Consider the following 18,422-nt stretch of genomic DNA (forward strand, 5'->3'; position numbering starts at 1 on the left):
ACCGAACTAAATGCAAGTTATTGATATTTTTTGTTTATTATAATTTTAAAAATTTTAATTGTTCAGAAATTTACGACTTAGATTATTTTAAACTTAAAAAAAGCTTTAAGCGATTTCTAATACTTAGATTTCCCTTAAAGCTAATTTGTATTAGTAAGCATAAGAACGTAGTACTTCATCGAAATAACCTTCGTAATCCGCGCATTTAGTCATCGATAAATCTACTTCATTACCTACGATAATTGTATGATAAAAAGATCGGTCGGGCTGGTTATCCGAACCTATTAAAACATAACTGTCACCAACTCTTTGGAGTACAAAACCGATGTCACTAAACATCGTATCATTACAGTCAAGTCCAACAAGGATATGGCAATTTATCAACAACTCTTTTACGAAATCTTTAGAAAGCGATCCATAAGAATATCCTGCCTTGAGATAATTAGCCTCATTTTCAAATCGCATAAATGCACGAAATACATCCAATTTCCTAATATCATCGATCCCGCAATCCAAATTATTGATATAACGGTCCACATTACCGGAATAAGAACAATTCCAATTCATGCTGTTAAAGATCAAGCTATACCCAATCGCATAACTCAAATCAGATGTATTGTTTTGAAAGCTTTTAGACTGGAAAAAACTGAAAATTGCTTCTACATACTTACGATTCTTAATACAACCTTTGAGACCAATTTTCATGAACTCCTTGAATAGCAGATGAATATCATGAAATTTGCAATTACGTGCAACCTTCGAAAAGAACTGGAGCCATGGAATGAAGGTTTTTTTATCCTGCGATAATTGCTGTAGTGTTAAATGATCACAACTTATAAAAAACGCAATGTCGCTGTTATCGAATCGGGCTTGATCATCAATATTTGATAATATCAATTTAGCGAAGGACGATTTAGACAAAAAATTGCTTGTCTCTATAACTTTCAACAGTTCTGGCGAGATATGGATAAATTTTGCCATAGCCAAATGATTAGGTAAGAATTTATTATAAATTTTAATGGCTTCTGAATGGATCGTTAAATTTAGAAGTGTACTGATTCTTATTTTATCCGGCACATACGGGAATACTTCTGACAACGGCTTTAACGAAAATAATTTATCTTGGAAGAATGAGTGAAGCATTGAAACAAGACAAGCAAATTTTTCTAAATTTAATGAAACCAATTTATTATTTATAAAATTCAGTATTTTATTATTGGTAATTTTAGTTCTACGATAGTTCAAATAATCATAACAAGTCGTTATTTTTTTAAATATGGCTTCTGTGAAATATGTTTTCCACTTTAATAAATTGTGTTCATGGTCAAGCATCTCCTCAAAATTTGAAGAATGTCTCGTATCAAATACAACACGTCCAGATTCGATAAATAATGGGATGTGGCAATTACTGAGTTCAACCTCCTCCCAGACTCCAAATGCATTTTTCTCTTGAATAGTCAAACACTTATTTTGAGAAATTTGAATTTTCCACAAATCAAATAAAGCCACTTCATTAGAATTGGAAAAACTAATACTTTCTTGAATTTCTAATCGCTCTAAGAATTGATCTAATAAGCTCATTTTAACCCTTTCAATTGCTCTTTCATTATTTCAACATTACGTCTAGTATTTTCAATAGATTTCTTTTCAGCACTAGAAAGACCCGTATGTTTATCATCGAATTCTACATTTATATCTGAATATCCGCCATACCCTTTTTGTACTGCATCGAACATTGCCTTATTATAATTACTAGATGAGTTAATAATCTCCGTCTGTGACTTACTTGCTAATTCACGCATCTTGAGTATGCTCTTATTTTTTTCAGATTCACTATAGTAAGGAGCTTCATTATTAACTTGGGCTTGACAAACACAACAGATAAATCCAAGCGAAATAAATAAATTTTTTTTATAATTCAAAATCATATTATTCTCCATTTAGTACCGGCAAACCGCGAATCTCGTAAGTATAGACCCCTACATTCTTCTTCTGTTCAAATTTTGCATCGGATATAAGCTGAAAATTGTAATTTTTCTTGAAATTCTCTCCATTCTTCAATTGGACCATTTTCTGCATTTCATCTTCTGATAATTGTTGCGAAAAAACAGTTTGAGCAAGTACTGCGGAGTAGATAGCCCAACTTTTCTTTGCTACTACAGCCTCCTCAGTGACTTGACTTCCTACGATCTGCATTACTAATTTAATATTCGTAGCTTTATCATTAAAACCCGTCACGGAATATTGAAGGGTTTTCTTGCTTTTTTGATTTGGGATTTCTATTTCCGATGTACTACAACCGTATAAGTTTTTTTCAGCATCTAAGAGCGTATAAGGGGTTGTTACGACATTTGCATTAGCTAACGCGGCACAAGCACTTGATGGTATGGCACCCCATACCCGATCGCTTTCACTAACGGGTCGTTTTAAATTTTGAGTGTTTATAGACGTAGTATCTTTTAAAGGTTTGCCAGTAAGATATATTTTATAGCCGCAAAAGACTGTAAATATAATCACTGGAATACCAACAGTACTCACTATCACTATTTTCTTTGTCTTTTCTTTCATAAGGCTCTCAATCATTCATCCAAATTGGCTGTATCCATTTAATCAACTTGCGTTCTCGCCCATTGGGAAGTTTTTCTTTATAAGTATGCCAATGAGCTTTACGCCATTTCCCTTCTTTAAATTTATGTTGCTCTATCTTTTCCTCGAATCTGAAACCTAGATAATCGGTACCATTCTGAGTAATAACATCCTGCTTATGCAAAAATTCGCTTAGAACATACAGAAGAACATAAAATACAAAGGCAATATTGCCCCAATCAGGGATTGCCTTTAAGTCCTGAAATGGATTGAACTTCTCTACGGTCGGTAGTGGAATAGAGAAATATTTTGAATACCGCCCATCATTAGAAAATAGTGAAATATTGAGTGAATACTGATTAGCTATCCCCTCATCTAAACAGTCCTTACAAAATAGAATTCCATCATAATTGCCAAACTTCTGATTAACCAGAATTGCTTGTGAGGGAAAAGCGAAAAGTAATTCTGGACTTATATAGTCTAAAAGACTTGTTTGATAGATGAAGTCCATTACAGACTCAGACACAACAACTGTGCGAGGATTCATGGACCAAACAAATAATGAATGGATGAAGTCTAAATTTTTATATGGTAGCCCGAGTAAACTATCATCAATTTTATTTATATATTTTTCATAGTAGGAATAAAAAATGAAACTAGGAACGATGAAAGATTTATTATTATCAATAGCTTGCTCAACTTTCCACAAGCCAATCATCTTCTCCACATTTGGGATTTTACTGTTAATTTCTAAAACTGCCTCATAAATATTCATAATAATATAATGCATATTGATTTAATTTATTATAATAAATTAAAGTTTATTATTAAAGTATTATTTTATTAATAAATAATTAATTATATTAATAATAAAATTCACAACTCGATCTGGCTTACCACATAGATACACATTGAGATTTGTGAGAAAAATGCCAAAAAAAATGTCAACTCTACGTTGTCTAAAAATTAATATTAGACTAAAATTAATTTTGAAGAATACTCATATTAAGTTGTTTTTCATCAGTTTCTTTCCTTACAAAATTTTTTGTATGGATAGCTGATGATTGCAAATGCATTCTTCCGTTATCCGTACGCCAACGGAGTCTTAAAATGTCTAATTCAGCTCAAACTACATCTATCAATTTCACTAAGATTAAAAACACTTTAGCTCTTAATGAATTTGATTTACCGATACTTGGGGAACAAGGTTTGAATGCTTTAATGCATACTGATCTAAACCTTAAGCTAGAAGATGTTTTCTTCTGCTATATAGCTCCTGAACAAGCTAAACCATTGAAAGACTATATCAATGGTTTTTCACGACCAGAAGAAAGAGAGTTTTTAAATGATTACGTCAACTGGCGCACAAATGCACCTAGAGATTGTTTTTCTTACTCAACAGTAAGAATCACTGCTGCACTACATCATTTGGAAAAAGTTGATATGTACTTAACATATCGTTATTAAACAATGCCTTATCCGCATTATTAATATTTAATAAAATTAGCCACTTAGAATTTTTCTATTTGGCTTTTTTTACACTTAAAACAAACATTTGCCTAATATTTAAACTTCTATTAATATAAACATTGAAGAATACCTTTCTATTCTCATCAGATTCTATCCTTACATTTTTTAATTTAAAGTTCGGATAGCTGATGATCGCTCAAGCGTTTCTTCCGTTATCCGTACGCCAACGGAGTTCAATATGCTTTTTTTCTTACTTTCTGAATCAGACATCGCAAAATTTATTTGCCGTGACTATGACAATATTCCTGTCTCTAAGAGAAATCAGTTTACATCTCTTGAAGAAGCAGAACTAGCTAAGAAAAGGGATGCCAAGCATCACCTTAAGATTCTAAAATTATTGCGCAATGGTGGTTATTCTATCATTGACCTATAATTTTGATACAACGACTAAACATCGCTGTATAACTACCATAAAAGCCACTTAGAATTCTTCTATTTGGCTTTTTCTTTTTTCAAACAGCCTGATGTTTGAAATATTTGCCTAATATTAAAAGTTGAATTAATATTACAAATGAAGAAATCAATTTTTTTGTGATTCTTATCAGATTCTATCCTTACTATAATTTTTTATGTATGGATAGCTGATGATCGCTCAATGCTTTCTTCCGTTATCCGTACGCCAACGGAGTTCTTCTCATGCAAAAGTTAAACGCTACCAAAACTGTCAATACGCAATCAATCATTAATCTAATTAATGGCGGTATTCACTTCCCTAAAATGAAGAATGTTTTTGTTGTTAATGAGCATAGTTCTTGCCCAGATCACAACAATAACCTACAAGTTTATAAGGACTTAAATGCTGTATATTTTGCAATGCAGTTCAGAGGAAAAATGAAAACCTGTGCAGCATGTACAGTTACTCAGAATCCTTCTGTTGATAAGCGTGCGCCAATCAATACGATTCGCCTTTCTCGAGACGGAAACGAAGTATATACGCAAAGTCTATTTGCTTATAATAAGGAGTTTGATGTCAAAGTTCGTCAAACTGCTGCACTTCCTAAGTTTCAAGATAGTGGATTAACTCAAGCAGAATATAATCTTCTTGTTGATTGGGTTAAATTCAGAACTGATCGCGAAACCTCCAATCTTGTTCACAAACGTGGATTAGGTTTGGTTAAGATTAATTCTGTTTTGAAATTAGCTGAATCTTATCTAACATACGAAATAAGTGCTAAAAACACTTATTAATTAATAATAAAAGCCTTTTAGAATTTTCTAATTGGCTTTTTTTTCACCGGCAAGTTTGTGAGGGCGATAAAAAACATTATGCTTAATTACAATCAAGTATCAGAATTTAAAAATTATTTTTTATGTGAAATACCATACATAAAATTGTAAGTTACAAATTTATGTATGGTGATTATATTTTATTTTTGAATTTAAAAATCCCAGTCTTACACCTAGTCCGTTTCTTCTATTGTTTCAACCAAACCTAATTTTGATGCTAGTTTTAATATTCTAGGATTTTCTCGTAATTGAACTGGTACAAAATTATAAAGAGTTTTGTCTTGCTCCAAAGCTATCAGACATTGTTCAACTGTACGCATATCAGTTGGTACCAACTTTAAGACATCAGGGATTTGTTTTATGGCAATAAGAAAGAATTCATTGCAATGCAGTTTTTTGGGTATACCATAAATTGCATGAGGATTTTGCAAAATAGCATTCCTACATAGGACCTCATCAATAACATCTTCTGGCACGTATGAAATCGCTTCACCATTTTGTGCAATAGCTAATGATGGTATTTCATTATCTCGATAAGGTGTAGGTACATATTTAAGGGATAATCCGTCATTAGAAACCGCAACTTTATATAATTCATCATTCTTCAAATGATTAGGTACCGCCCCCAATGCCATTCCGCAGCGAGCTACTGCATCTGTACATAAATCTTTAGTTCTAAACTTAGATGGAATTCCATACAACATCATTGGATTACAATTGATCAGTCGATGGCTAAGATTTGCGTTAAACAAATCCTCCGGCACATGGTGTAAAGTTTCGTACTTATTTAGAAATGGTGCTATCTCAAAAATCATTTCTTTTGTGATTTTTTCGTACGGTACTTTGCTAAAGGAAGATTCATCTTTGCGCACACTCATTATTACTAGATCGACATCAAATTCTTTAACTGGCAATAAATCCAGTATGGCTTGCACTTCTTCTTTTTCACATTTCTGAATAGCTTCTTTTATTATTTTAAGATCGATAAATTTAGTTGGGAAACTAAATATTTCTCTATAATTTCTTTGCAATGCCGTAATACAGATCGATGCCGTACGCCATATTTCTGGTATACATGCCAAGGTAAAATGTGGAGACTCCATGGCAAGTAAACATAGTTCACGATCCTCTTGGTCCCTTAATAGAATGCTTAATATTTTGGGATTACATACACATAATTTTTTTATAAAAGCACGATCACTCTTAAGTATTTGAGGTAAGTAGATGATGTTTCTATGATCAAGAATTACAAACTTTTCACAAATCAATTGAGTTTTATTTTCTTCATCGAGCTTACTTAACAACGGTTCATTGATTTGAGAACTAACCCAAGGCATTCGCTCCTGAGGAATAGTCAGCAAATTTGTACTTAACAATTGGCAAGCAGCTAGACAAGATAAGTTATCTAACTTTGAGAATGGAATGTTAGATAAACACCCATCTTGCGCAACAATGATATGCATTGCAACACGTTGGGATACAAACAATTCAGGTATGTCCTTGATCAAGCACTGCCCACTTTGGATGTCTGCGATGATCTCATGTTCAATATCTTTTATTTTCTTAAAAAGTTCTTTATAAGATAAATCCATAAGGAGTACCAAAATCACAATAATATACAGGTTTAATTATACAAAATTTTAATATTCAACATATAATAAAAGAAATGTTTTATTAAAAATGAGCTAATATTTTGAAAATATTATTTAGAAAAACATGTGTTGTAGCGGTCCTTTTGGCTGGATGCTCGCTTGTTAACGCAAAAGAATACCTACCGCCTAATATGGCTTTCAAGCCTGTTTTAAGTGGTAATATTATTACTATCAACATTGCTGAGGGGTACTATCTGTACCAAAATAAAATTCTGTTACAGAAGCAAAAAACGGATGTAGAGTTTAAATTCATGAACAAATCGCTCCAAAAGAATTTCCCCCAATTTGGAACTTACTCTGTTTATTTAGATAGGGTTCAGCTCAAGATTGCGCCAGACGTAAAGCCGCCTCTTACTATAAGATTTCAAGGCTGTAGTGCCGAAGGTCTATGTTATCCACCACAGCAAGTAACACTTACATCAATTAAATGATGCATCACCTTTTTGGTAGGATCATAGAAGTCTTAATTGGATTCATCATAATTAAGTACATAAGTTTCTACCTCTTTACATTTATATTCCCATCAAATTTCTGGCTAATTTTAGTCGTTGGCAGTTGGCTCACTATTGGACATATATTAAAGAAAAGATTAAGTTATCAAGGTCTGCTTTCAAACTGGTATGCTCCGCTAATAGTACTAAATGAAACTTTATTGAGCTATTTTTTTGTTCTATTAACAATTTACTTTTTAGTTAAGAATAAATTATATTTTTCAGTAGATTTAGCATTAACTTTAACATTAAGTGCAATAGTATTAGTATTCATAAATTATTTATTTAAAATTAATAGAAATCCACCTTTACTAAAGACAATTATATTATTCTCAGCAATACAGATTTATATCATACAAACGAATTTCTTTCAGGAAATTTATTTAAAAAAAGGGTCTCTCTTTTACCACATAATAGTCGAAATCATTATTTTATCCGTATTATCTTATATAAACTATCTTAATATGCGAAATTTCGTTTTTTACCAAAAACTAATAATCCAAAAAAATAAAGATTCTTATTCAAACTATAATCAAAAATTAAATATTGCAGTACATGAAGCATCACACTTATTATTCTATACATACTTTAAAACATTACCTAAAGATATAAATATATTTTTATTTAGCAGAGCAAAAAAAATAAGCAAAGATGCAGAAGGAATAGTTATCGCAAGAGTACCGATACATAATACAAAAGAATTTTTAATATGGCGAATGATGCTATCGATTTCAGGAATTAGAGGTGAGCTTTTAATCTTTAATGCTCATAGTCATGGGTCTGAATCAGATTTTCAGCAATGGCGTGAACTAGCAACAATATATTTAATAAATTTTGACGGAAGATACATAAGTCAACCAATATCCACCACGGATTTTAATAATAACAAATTGATTGAAACAGAGCTATATGGTGAACAAATTGAAATTATTGACCGCTTTTTAAAAGAAAATAAAAATTTACTAATGAAAGTAGCCAAGAAAACCTTAGTCTTAAATAAGCTAAACTATCATCAGATATACCCTTTTATGAAACAGATAAAATGCACAAAAGGGATTCCGAAAGAAAAATAATCAAACAACTTACTTTTAGTACAAGTTAGATGAAGTTTTTTACATACTTCAAGACGTAATCAGAGTTAAATATTAGCAACTGCACATAATCTAGTTGTGCGTGAAAATCCATAACCATCAGGTTTACTGTACTGTGCAATTTTTAAAAAATCCATTGAGGTAACTTTATAATAATATCGTATCAATTTTTTACTTCCATGGATACTTGAACTAGGCATCAAATAAATGTAGTTACAGTCGGGCAATGACTCTAGTAGAGACCTCTTTACCTCGTATGATTTCAATTGTTTTTTCTTAGTAGGAATTCTTACACGAATATATGCTGAATAGCTATTTGTGCTTACTGGAACCTCGTTAATTTCGCTTAAGCTGTATATATCTTTAAAAAATCTAACATCTTGAAGAACTGAACGGAGATGTTCCAGAGAAGTTTTCTTTTTTGTATAGACTCTTATTTTAGATTGAACTGAAACTGAGTTAGAGGGATCACAATCAAAATTTGTCTCAATAATAGCAATTGCATAACCACTTATGCTTTTCTTTACTGAGATGTGATGCAGTGTATTTATGGCGACAGAAATTGCTCTCCTAAAGGCATCTTGAATCTTAAGTTGAGTATTTAATTCATTTACTTTAAGCTTTGATTGCAAAGGAACAAGCTCAAAATAATATCCATAAAGTGCCATTTACTTCCTCCATATAATTTCGTTTCCGGACGAAAGATTAATAATATTCTCAACAACTAATTCATTTATTATTAAATTGATCATTTCATCAGAAAATCCACCATCACTTTTAGATATTTGATTAATTGAGTTTTTTAATTTCTCAACTGTTTTAGGCTTTTGAACCAATAACTTAATCTTTATTCTCTTATAATCTATTTCCCGTTTTGTTAAAGATAATAAAGTCAAAGGCTTTTTCAAACCTTCACAATTAGTTGAATTATTGTTATCAGATACAACCATAAATTGTTTATTTGAGATATGTGTAAGTTCAGAAATCAAATAATTGATTTCCTCAGTATTTAAGGTTTGAACAAGAAAATTTGATAGTAAATTTATTTTTTCCATTTTTACAACTAGCTCAGTTTAATTAATTTCTAAAAAGGTAAATTCAAAATATCAAGATGACCGCCAGAGCCTACACCTTTAAAGAAATCAAATTCCTCTTTCCATATACAACTTGAATCAAGAACGTGATCATATTCCATCAAAAACTTTGTAATAAAAAAATCTATTTCATCATTATTTGTAGGTATATTATGTGATAAGTATAGATTATTAAATCTTATTTTATCTCTATAACCTACTACATGTGCGATTGCGCTTTCCAATATCAATTCAATGATTCTGCACTGAACTACTATTCGATTTAAATTAGATAAATGAAGTTTTAATGTTAAAAACTGCCTTAATGCCGGATGAAAGGTACAGTATTGATGAATAAAATTGATTTCATTTTGATCAAAGTATTTACCAAATCCAACTAAATCTAAACCACTGGATGTTCTTGCCAATTTATTTACAACAGCAAAAAAGTAAGGGTGAAATAAAGGAATACCACTTTTTTTATCATCCCTGTTTTTTGGCAAAATAAAAGTTATATTTGAACGGTTAAGTTGATTAGATTCCCATAATAAATAAGCTTTTTGTAGTTCAATCGAATTCTCTCCTGAAATACTAATACCATTATTCAATAAAAATGATCCAATATATATTTCATCACTAATATTTGAAATTGATTCACTTTTGAATATAGGATTTAAATCTGAAAGTAAATATTTTTCCCCAGATATAAATATATCGATATTATCTGAAACTCGATTAATGCTTAATTTATTATTAAAACCAATTGATATGTCAAATCCATTCTCTTTAAAACTAAACATATTTCAACCTTCATTATAGATTGGTGAATTTACAATATATACCGCAAAAATGCAACACTTCATCCATATTTAAAATTTATTTTCTGTGAAAGCAATCTTCTGAAATATTAAGAATATTACTATTATTGAATAAGTAATTACATTAGAAGGCATTGCTTCCAAATCACGATTAGTTACCGTAAGAACATTGTCTGTCAGCAAAGCTAAGTTGTATACACCTGTAATAAAAACAACTGTTAACAGTACTTCCTTCAAGGTCAGTATTAGGTTTTTCTTTCGCGAAAATCTATATAGTAAAATAAAAGTATATATTATGCCTAAACAGACATATACGGCTCCAGTTGTCTTTACTAAATTTTGTGCAAAACTTGTCTTGAACTCAGTAGTACAAGATATAGCAAATGTAATAAGAATAATTGCTATGCCACTTAGAACTTTAAAAAATTTGGCATTACTCATTCCAAAATTGTACATGTTATACCCTACTTAAATTCGTCTGCATCTTTCTTTTTACGATTAAAATACTTAAAGTGTCTCGATAAATCCAAGTCAATTCCCAAATTATCAATATAGAATAAACTGAATAGCAACAACACACCTAAAGCAACACCCAATACAATCGAGCGTAAACTATAACCAAATCCATACTTATCTCTCTCAGCAACAAATTCATATTGTTCAGAGATTGGAACTTTCGCACTTGACGCCAAGCATTCTTTAAAAAAGTAACTTGGTGTCAAACTTATGGAATTGAACTGGAAATGATGATCAGGATTAAACAATCCAGTCTTGATTTTTTCATTATTTTCTTGAATAAGCCTATATCTAGCAGGCGCGTTGTTCTTATTAAATAACCATGCATACCCCGTTAACAACAATGCTTCGTTAAGGTTAACACCATCACTTAGCAGCTCACCATGTACACAGCCATTATTTGGATTATTATTCGTGACTACATTAACAGTTCTGCCTAAAAAAATACGTTCATAGACCAAACGTGATTGGCTATAGAGATTTTGATTTGGATATGGCGTGACAATCGAATTCAATTTAACAAGGATGTCTTGACCATTGGTGTTTACGATTACACTTCCACCATCTCTTACAGCAACTACATTACCCTTAAAATCAGCATGAGCTTGTGCGATGCATAAAAATGTTAATGGAATAAGAGTTAGATTTATTTTCATAAAAAAAGCCAAAAAAATAATATTTATTTTATATTAAATTTAAAGTTAAAAAAATGTTTTTATTTTAATAATAAATATTAAGAGAATGTAATAAAAAAGGGCTTTTTTAGCCCCTAAAGTTACAATTATTTGCGACTTCTTAAATGATCCAAAAGTTTCTTTGCATATTCCTCTGGTGTATTGTTTTTTATGACTTCCTGAACTGTAAGAAATTTTTCAGGGTGTTCAGGATGGACTTGATTTGCCAATGAATCAAACAAATACCAAATTAGTGGCGTTGCCAGTTTATGCTTTTGCCAATAGACCAAGCTTGTAGCCTGTGGTTTATTTGTATTTGAGAAGTTTAATGCAATTGCTTTACGCGAAGTCCTATGACGTGTGTGAGTCTCTGGTTGATCTTCATTTATTAAGCCTTCAAGATTTAGAGTTAAAGTCATTCTACTACCTACTTTTTCAAAGCTAATTTTTGATAATTTGCTTTCGCAGTTACCGGATCAACACCTAACACTTTTGCCGAATCTTTGTATCCTCTTTGATCCAAGTATTTATTCTTGGCTAAAAGCTCTAACATCTCCGATGCATCAGTGTTTTCAAACAAATACAACAATGCATCCCCAATAAAATCTCGCCATGTAGGGTCCTTAGCTTCTTTAGCTTTTTCAAATATATCATTTCGAAGCGCATTTATTGGTTTTGTCAAATCTTGAGATATATGTCCACTCCAATTAGCTTTGAACTCTGGGTCGCCGACTGGACCTTGGTGATTCTGCTTAGTCATTATACCTACGCCATAAACAAGATTTTTTTAATGGTAAAACATATACCGCATTTAAGCAATACTTTTTTATTTTTTAACAATAAAATAAGTGTTTAAATCGACATTGAAAGAAATAAATTTTCAAAATAAAATATTGAGCTAATGTTTTATTATTTGGATCAATTAATGAAAAAAAATCAGGGAAATATAATTATTCTTTTCGTTTTAATTTTGCTAATTATTATTATTTTTTCCTTTCTTTCTCTTAAAGCAAAAATTGAACATGCATGGACCCCACCTACCAATCGTGATAACCACTCTTTGCCACCTAAAAGAAACGAACAGCAAACTTCAACACCTTCATTAACGGAGACTGAGTTAAGTACTTCCTCTACGGAATCAAAACAAGAATCTCAATTCTATGAGTATTATAATGATTTAAGTGTTATTCAAGACAATGAAATTACGAATCCTTTTTTAAGTAAGTTTAATGAGCAGAACCAAGCAAGTAATTTGAAAGAACATGTCCAAATAAATTCTAACGAAGACGTTAAAACCAAGGTATCTATCTCAAATATCTTAAAGAAAGCCCCGAATGGGTTTAATTTCCCGAATAAAACTGGACTACTTACTGGTTATCCCACATTAAACAGTAAAGGAAAATTAAATATTTCAATAAGTAATAAACGTGGACATTCAAATTTAGCTGTGTTTCTTTACCTAATAAAGCCATTTAATGACCAAAGTCAGATAGACCTTAATGAACTTTTAACAGGCATATATTTAAAAGCCGGTGATGAATTCTCATTTGCAAAAGTGCAATCGGGTTACTATCGAATCGTATGGGTAAACCTAGCTAATAAAAAAACGTATCGTTCAAAAGAATTCGTTGTTTTTCAAGACAATAAGTATGCCTATGATAGAGTTTTTACATTTTATCCCAATAACACATCAATAAAGAACAAAGCTACAGAGATTTCCATATATTCACTTTATAAATAAAGCATGAATCATTTTAGACTCGTGCTTTAAAATTAGTATAAACTGCATATAGTACAATGCAAAGTGTTGAACAAAGTCCAATTACTGCTCCTAAATACACCGTTTTACTTACGTCTATCTGTAAGCCCATAGCGGCGACACCTAAGGCAATAATAAAACTTAGTAAACCACCACCTCCAAATCCCAAGAAAAATAATGCAAAAGCTCCAATCAACTTCATAGTAAAATCATCATTAATAATACTCATTTGAACTCCCTGAATTGATTAGTTTTATAACATTTACACCGATTTAAATTTTATCTTTATAAATCACAACATCGATAATACAATATCAAATATACCGCATATATGAAATACTTTATTTATTAGTCATACCCATTTTCGCTCTATATAAATAGATGTTATAAAGTGCTGAAAGATATAATAAAGCTGCTAGAACGCTGTACAAAACTACCTTTTGATCAATTTTTTCAGCTACAGCTTTAAGCTCCGGCAGCTCATCCTTGCTGTTAGATAGGTTATATATTTTATATAATACATTCGCGTCCGTCTGACCAATATTACTATCATTTTGTTTGATGACGCTATCAAGCTGAGTGGTATCTGCTTTTAATAACATTTCATTGTCACGGTTTGGAATTTGTTTGAATTGATCAGCAGAAATTTGAACATTGAGATAAGCTTTTTCAAGGGGATTAATCTTTTCAGCAGCAACAATTCCATAGGCTTCTACGTATTTGTTAGAATAAACCATACTCCCTACTTTAAAACTTGTTAAGAAACGATTCTCAAATTTCTCTATAACCGGATTGATTGTTGAAACCCACCCATAGAACCCCAAACCTGCTATAAGAACTAAGATCAACCATTTTTTACTCTGGTCATTCATGTATGAACTCATCATAACTAATTGGAACATGATAAAAAATACAATAATTCCAACAAGAAGTATGGAACTTAAGACACCACTAAAATCTAAAAAATAAGTAAAAAAGATATTTGAATTTGATCCCAAAACATCATCAAAGGGAAGAATCACAAAGGGAGACAATGGAGCTAACCCAAAGAGTTTCAACATTACAAAAGTACCGGATGCGATTAGTAAAGTCGCAATTTTCAGATTATCGTAAGATAAACTCGAAAGTAGAATTTTTATGGTGTTGTTCATAACAATTAATCATAATATTAGATTATCATTATGATATTATAAATAATAAGTTTTAAAAACATACTTTTATCAAATTAACAATAATTTGATAAAATGTTAAATGCATTTAATGTTCATTGTGATGATAAGCAACCATGGCTAAGCTTGAAATATTAATCCTCAACTATCTTGCCGTCTTTTTTTTAACAATTGCTATAAGTATCTTTATCTCTAAACCAGAAAAAATACTGAAAGCATTTTCATTTTGGACGTTAATTGCTCAGTCTATCTTAGCACTACTTCTTTATAAAGTGATCCAGATTTATGATCAATTTCAAATAATTTACATTGTTGATGTTATTGTTTTTGCTATCTATTTATTTAGCAGAATTCCTAAAAGAACAGATAAAAAGAGCAAATTTGATCATCTTGCAGATTCCCTATCTAAACTACATAAGCTCGCTGAGGATGACTTCACAACTTATATTACAACTTTGTTTAAAGCCTATGGATTCCAGTCGGTGAGGCAAGTTAAAGTCGAAACCGATGATAGTGAAAACCCATTAGACCAATATCTTCTTGCAAGGCATGAGGCAAGCTTAGTAGAGATTCGGGTATTAAGCCAAATTAAAAATCTATCCGAAGAACATATCAATACAATTGCTAGCAGCTTTCGTGAAAGTACGTCCCAAGCAACAATTAGGTTGTTAGTAACTTGTGGTTGCACTAATGAAAATACAGAGATTCATATCAGAAATAGCGGTGTGGACTTAAAGGTCTTTGATTTAAATGCTATTACTGACCTTGTTTATGTTCTTGCTCCAGATCATCAACCAAAAGTTAATTTTCTTACACACACTTTCATTAGAAGCATTGACTATATGTTGGAGGGCTTAACCTCTCTTAGAAACAAACTCGAAATTGATGACTCTTTTATTAACAAGACAAATGACTTAAAAACCTCAAAAAATTCTATCAACAATATTTTAAATACGGCTAATGATACATGTAGCACTATTGAATTATTTGAAGAAAACTTATCTGAGCCTTTAGTAGAAACTGAAACTATAAAAGTTGAAAAAAACCGAAAGCGAAAAAAGAAACGAGCTGAAACACCCAATAACGAAAATCAAGGAAGCTTAGTTTTCGCTGAGACGAATGAAAAGGGTAATAATGATGTATTGAATGAAGGTACACCATCTAGTGTATCAGAAAAGTTAGGGACCAACGATCCTAAACAATTTAATGAAGAAGTTACTAGCCCTTTAATAAGTAATCAGGAAAATTCTCCGGTTCCTATTAACGAACCAATTATAGAATTGATTGTAGATTCAGATAATAAGACTTCCAATATAGCATTGAATGATGTCGGTCTTAATATTTCTGGTGATACTCTTGGTGTAGACTCTGAGGAGCCGGCGACCAATGAAGATAATTTTGCCGTAGGCTCTGAGGAGATTCAAGATAACGAAGATATTCTTATTGAGGAAGCAATTGATCCCCTGTCAAATTTTGATGCGCTAACTCTGAATACTGTTTCTGAACCTGTGATTGATTTTGATAGTGATTTTCCAACTAGCTTAGAAGATTTTCCGGAAGTAATTCAAACTGATAGTCTACTCAGCAACGACTTAAATTCAATTGATCTTCCATTTCCCCAAGATAAAGTTAACAATGTCCAAAATGATAAGTTGGAAGAACAAATACTCGAAAATTTGGATCTGCAAACCGGTTCTGGTCAAAGTATTGATATTCAAATTGATCTTAGCGATCTAGGGGGAGCAATTCCTAGCCCTCCCAACTCCAATAAAATGAAAAAAGAATAATAATTAGTTGTTATTCTTTTTTTTATTTTTTTCGATTAAGTCTTTAGCTAATAAGTGCTTTCGTTGTTGGTCTGCAAAGTTGTCACGTAAAAAATTAAAAAAACCCGAGCAAAAAACCACACATAGCATGATAAAACCACTCAATGAACTTAAATGTTTTGTATTGAAGGATAATATAATTATAAATACCAAACTGGTACAGATGAATGCAAAATACATCCCATACAGTCGTGAATAGTAAAAACCTAAGTCAGAAACTTCTACTGAAAAAAAAGATTTAATGTGAAGATGCATAATGCCTACCACACCTATTCCCAACAACCAACCCAACCAAGTCGTAAGCTTCAAAGAATCTGATAAAATTAGGATGCTTGCGAAGCATATTGAAAAAATTAAGGATAAAAGTAATGACATGAACTTTAAGTCCCTAGTTCTTAAAAGGAAATTTTTCACAATCAGCCCCCAATCAAACATTATCCGAATAATAACATTATAAATATCTATTTGTATAAAGGTTATTAAAATAATATAATTATTTAGCCAATGTTTTGGTGAACTCCGTTTGTTGTCGTAGTCACAACCCCTTTCTATAAAGGATGGAGTAAAAAGGGCTGTATTATCGATACAGCCCTTTTTTTGTCTTTATATTTATAAAATATTAATTTAATATTTATTATTAAAAATCTAATCAAAGGCAACCCAATGTCTAAACCATTAAATCCTTACGAAGTTTTACAAATTGAAGACTTCTCGACCGTTGAAGAAGTCGAGAAGGCTTTTGCAATTAGAGTGCGTGAGTTTGATGGGATTGAGAAATTCTCAAAAAAACAAGCCGAACTATATTCGAGTATTCATAGTGCCTATGACGTTTTGACCAATCAGAACACTAAAAATATGGTGGATGAGGACCTACGGTTAAAGAATACAAAAAACCAAAATATTCGTGTAGCAGAGAATCTATCCCCTCATGACGAAGCCAATATTGAAGAAATAAATGAAGAAAGAGAATTAAGCCGAAAAAAAACAATTGGAATTAAAGGAAAAGGTACTAGCTCTGCACCTAAGTTTATCTTCTACAGCCTCTTTGCTTGCTTAATTGCATTTTATTTTTTAAATTTTTCAAAAAGTAAAGATACCACCAATAACCAAGAGCAAACGACTCAAGCTGAAAAAAAACCAACAGAAGAACAACCTAAGTCTCCTCCTCAACAAATCAACCTCATTGCTAAAGCAACGGAGATTAGAAATAATGTTCTTTACCCTGATCCAAACTTATTCAAGAAAGCAAATTTAATTCATGCCCCTGATGGCAGTGTATTTCCAATCGAAGCCGGACTAATACCCACCCTTCCACAAACTACTGATGGTCAAGGATCGATAGTTATACAGAATCCGCATCCTACTGCTGTTTTTGGAAAACTTATCGTTCAATTTACTGAGTCAACCGAACCAATGGTTATTCGGTATTTTTATATACCGGCTAAGCAAACACTGGAATTATTTAAAACGCCGTCAGGTCGTTTTCAGATTCAAATACTCACACTAGACAAACCCGTTGCCTACGTTTCACCTGTATTCACGATTCCTCTTTATAATGAATCTAGGGTTATCCAAAAAGCTGATTGGGCATTCCCTCATAGTCCTGATTCTGTTTTCTAAAATGTGAAAGTATTTTGTATGTTCTCAGCCGCAGGTCCACCCAAAGCTGAGAATTTACCTGAGTAATAAAGATCATAAAGTTTGTTAATAAGTACACTATTTGTTTTAATGAATACTAATTCTTTCTTTGTGGAACAATCGCAAATACTTATTCCAGAACTATTATCAATATACGAATCAACACATAAGACTTTCACGCCGGCTATATTTAAAAAATTTTCTACTCCTTTTGCCTTACATTTTAAGCTGCTTAGCATAGGTTCTGCTTCTAATGCTAAGCGAATATAATAGAGTAATAAATCATTGTTTTTTTCCTTAATTTTTAATCTTTGATCTTTACTATATAGTAAGTAATCATCGGGAAATATATCTTTTCTTCTATTTGACATT

General features: G+C 31.5%; 22 protein-coding genes. 8 read left to right on the forward strand and 14 right to left on the reverse strand.

What is annotated here, in order from left to right:
• Positions 1-150 precede the first annotated feature (150 nt).
• From E2583_RS03830 to E2583_RS03845, 4 genes are read right to left on the reverse strand one after another with little or no spacing between them, the layout of a single operon-like run.
• Positions 151-1,581, reverse strand: coding sequence for a hypothetical protein (locus E2583_RS03830; protein ID WP_291593341.1), 1,431 nt, complete (start codon positions 1,579-1,581; stop codon positions 151-153).
• Positions 1,578-1,928, reverse strand: coding sequence for a hypothetical protein (locus E2583_RS03835; protein ID WP_291593343.1), 351 nt, complete (start codon positions 1,926-1,928; stop codon positions 1,578-1,580). Before E2583_RS03835 ends, E2583_RS03830 begins: the two co-directional genes overlap by 4 nt.
• 1 nt (position 1,929) lies before the next feature.
• Positions 1,930-2,568 carry a hypothetical protein gene (locus tag E2583_RS03840; RefSeq protein WP_194596717.1) on the reverse strand — a complete coding sequence of 213 codons (639 nt, stop codon included), beginning with the start codon at positions 2,566-2,568 and terminating at the stop codon, positions 1,930-1,932.
• 7 nt (positions 2,569-2,575) lie between these two features.
• Positions 2,576-3,361 carry a hypothetical protein gene (locus E2583_RS03845; protein WP_291593345.1) on the reverse strand — a complete coding sequence of 262 codons (786 nt, stop codon included), beginning with the start codon at positions 3,359-3,361 and terminating at the stop codon, positions 2,576-2,578.
• A 335-nt stretch (positions 3,362-3,696) separates the two neighbouring features.
• On the opposite strand from E2583_RS03845, the gene E2583_RS03850 reads away from it, so the two are divergent.
• The 3 genes from E2583_RS03850 (at position 3,697) to E2583_RS03860 (ending at position 5,304) form a co-directional block, all read left to right on the forward strand.
• Complete coding sequence (locus tag E2583_RS03850) at positions 3,697-4,053, forward strand: hypothetical protein (protein WP_194596719.1); 357 nt, start codon at positions 3,697-3,699, stop codon at positions 4,051-4,053.
• A 241-nt stretch (positions 4,054-4,294) separates the two neighbouring features.
• Positions 4,295-4,489, forward strand: coding sequence for a hypothetical protein (locus tag E2583_RS03855; protein WP_194596720.1), 195 nt, complete (start codon positions 4,295-4,297; stop codon positions 4,487-4,489).
• Between the two features lie 263 nt (positions 4,490-4,752).
• Entirely contained in the window at positions 4,753-5,304 is a 552-nt protein-coding gene (locus E2583_RS03860) for a hypothetical protein (RefSeq protein WP_194596721.1), read from the forward strand.
• A gap of 212 nt (positions 5,305-5,516) precedes the next feature.
• Here the strand turns inward: E2583_RS03860 and E2583_RS03865 are convergent, their stop codons facing one another.
• Positions 5,517-6,935, reverse strand: coding sequence for a DUF4116 domain-containing protein (locus E2583_RS03865; RefSeq protein ID WP_291593349.1), 1,419 nt, complete (start codon positions 6,933-6,935; stop codon positions 5,517-5,519).
• 191 nt (positions 6,936-7,126) lie between these two features.
• On the opposite strand from E2583_RS03865, the gene E2583_RS24640 reads away from it, so the two are divergent.
• Positions 7,127-7,426, forward strand: coding sequence for a protein-disulfide reductase DsbD N-terminal domain-containing protein (locus E2583_RS24640; RefSeq protein ID WP_367158580.1), 300 nt, complete (start codon positions 7,127-7,129; stop codon positions 7,424-7,426).
• Between the two features lie 221 nt (positions 7,427-7,647).
• Entirely contained in the window at positions 7,648-8,559 is a 912-nt protein-coding gene (locus tag E2583_RS03870; RefSeq protein ID WP_291593351.1) for a hypothetical protein, read from the forward strand.
• 65 nt (positions 8,560-8,624) lie between these two features.
• Here E2583_RS03870 and E2583_RS03875 read toward each other — a convergent pair whose 3' ends face one another.
• The 6 genes from E2583_RS03875 to E2583_RS03900 form a co-directional block, all read right to left on the reverse strand.
• Positions 8,625-9,245 carry a type I-F CRISPR-associated endoribonuclease Cas6/Csy4 gene (locus E2583_RS03875; protein ID WP_291593352.1) on the reverse strand — a complete coding sequence of 207 codons (621 nt, stop codon included), beginning with the start codon at positions 9,243-9,245 and terminating at the stop codon, positions 8,625-8,627.
• Positions 9,246-9,632: a hypothetical protein gene (locus E2583_RS03880; protein ID WP_291593354.1), complete on the reverse strand. Its 387-nt coding sequence runs from the start codon at positions 9,630-9,632 to the stop codon at positions 9,246-9,248.
• A 29-nt stretch (positions 9,633-9,661) separates the two neighbouring features.
• Entirely contained in the window at positions 9,662-10,450 is a 789-nt protein-coding gene (locus tag E2583_RS03885) for a hypothetical protein (protein ID WP_291593356.1), read from the reverse strand.
• A 482-nt stretch (positions 10,451-10,932) separates the two neighbouring features.
• Positions 10,933-11,640: a hypothetical protein gene (locus tag E2583_RS03890; protein WP_194596729.1), complete on the reverse strand. Its 708-nt coding sequence runs from the start codon at positions 11,638-11,640 to the stop codon at positions 10,933-10,935.
• 125 nt (positions 11,641-11,765) lie between these two features.
• On the reverse strand, positions 11,766-12,077 hold the full coding sequence (locus E2583_RS03895; RefSeq protein WP_291593357.1) for a hypothetical protein: 312 nt from the start codon (positions 12,075-12,077) through the stop codon (positions 11,766-11,768).
• 8 nt (positions 12,078-12,085) lie between these two features.
• Entirely contained in the window at positions 12,086-12,418 is a 333-nt protein-coding gene (locus E2583_RS03900) for a hypothetical protein (protein WP_194596731.1), read from the reverse strand.
• Positions 12,419-12,583: 165 nt separating this feature from the next.
• Here E2583_RS03900 and E2583_RS03905 point away from each other — a divergent pair, with 165 nt between their 5' ends.
• Positions 12,584-13,399: a hypothetical protein gene (locus E2583_RS03905; RefSeq protein ID WP_291593359.1), complete on the forward strand. Its 816-nt coding sequence runs from the start codon at positions 12,584-12,586 to the stop codon at positions 13,397-13,399.
• Between the two features lie 13 nt (positions 13,400-13,412).
• Here the strand turns inward: E2583_RS03905 and E2583_RS03910 are convergent, their stop codons facing one another.
• Both E2583_RS03910 and E2583_RS03915 read right to left on the reverse strand, forming a co-directional pair.
• Positions 13,413-13,646, reverse strand: coding sequence for a hypothetical protein (locus E2583_RS03910; protein ID WP_194596733.1), 234 nt, complete (start codon positions 13,644-13,646; stop codon positions 13,413-13,415).
• A 112-nt stretch (positions 13,647-13,758) separates the two neighbouring features.
• Positions 13,759-14,568, reverse strand: coding sequence for a hypothetical protein (locus E2583_RS03915; protein ID WP_291593362.1), 810 nt, complete (start codon positions 14,566-14,568; stop codon positions 13,759-13,761).
• A 134-nt stretch (positions 14,569-14,702) separates the two neighbouring features.
• On the opposite strand from E2583_RS03915, the gene E2583_RS03920 reads away from it, so the two are divergent.
• Both E2583_RS03920 and E2583_RS03925 read left to right on the forward strand, forming a co-directional pair.
• Entirely contained in the window at positions 14,703-16,373 is a 1,671-nt protein-coding gene (locus E2583_RS03920; RefSeq protein ID WP_291593364.1) for a hypothetical protein, read from the forward strand.
• A 702-nt stretch (positions 16,374-17,075) separates the two neighbouring features.
• On the forward strand, positions 17,076-18,032 hold the full coding sequence (locus E2583_RS03925; RefSeq protein ID WP_291593366.1) for a hypothetical protein: 957 nt from the start codon (positions 17,076-17,078) through the stop codon (positions 18,030-18,032).
• Here E2583_RS03925 and E2583_RS03930 read toward each other — a convergent pair.
• A complete protein-coding gene (locus E2583_RS03930; protein WP_291593368.1) occupies positions 18,029-18,421 on the reverse strand; it encodes a hypothetical protein in 393 nt (130 codons plus the stop codon). The genes E2583_RS03925 and E2583_RS03930 overlap by 4 nt on opposite strands.
• Position 18,422 lies beyond the last annotated feature (1 nt).

It is taken from the genome of Comamonas sp. (assembly GCF_009360615.1).
Classification (GTDB): domain Bacteria; phylum Pseudomonadota; class Gammaproteobacteria; order Burkholderiales; family Burkholderiaceae_C; genus Comamonas.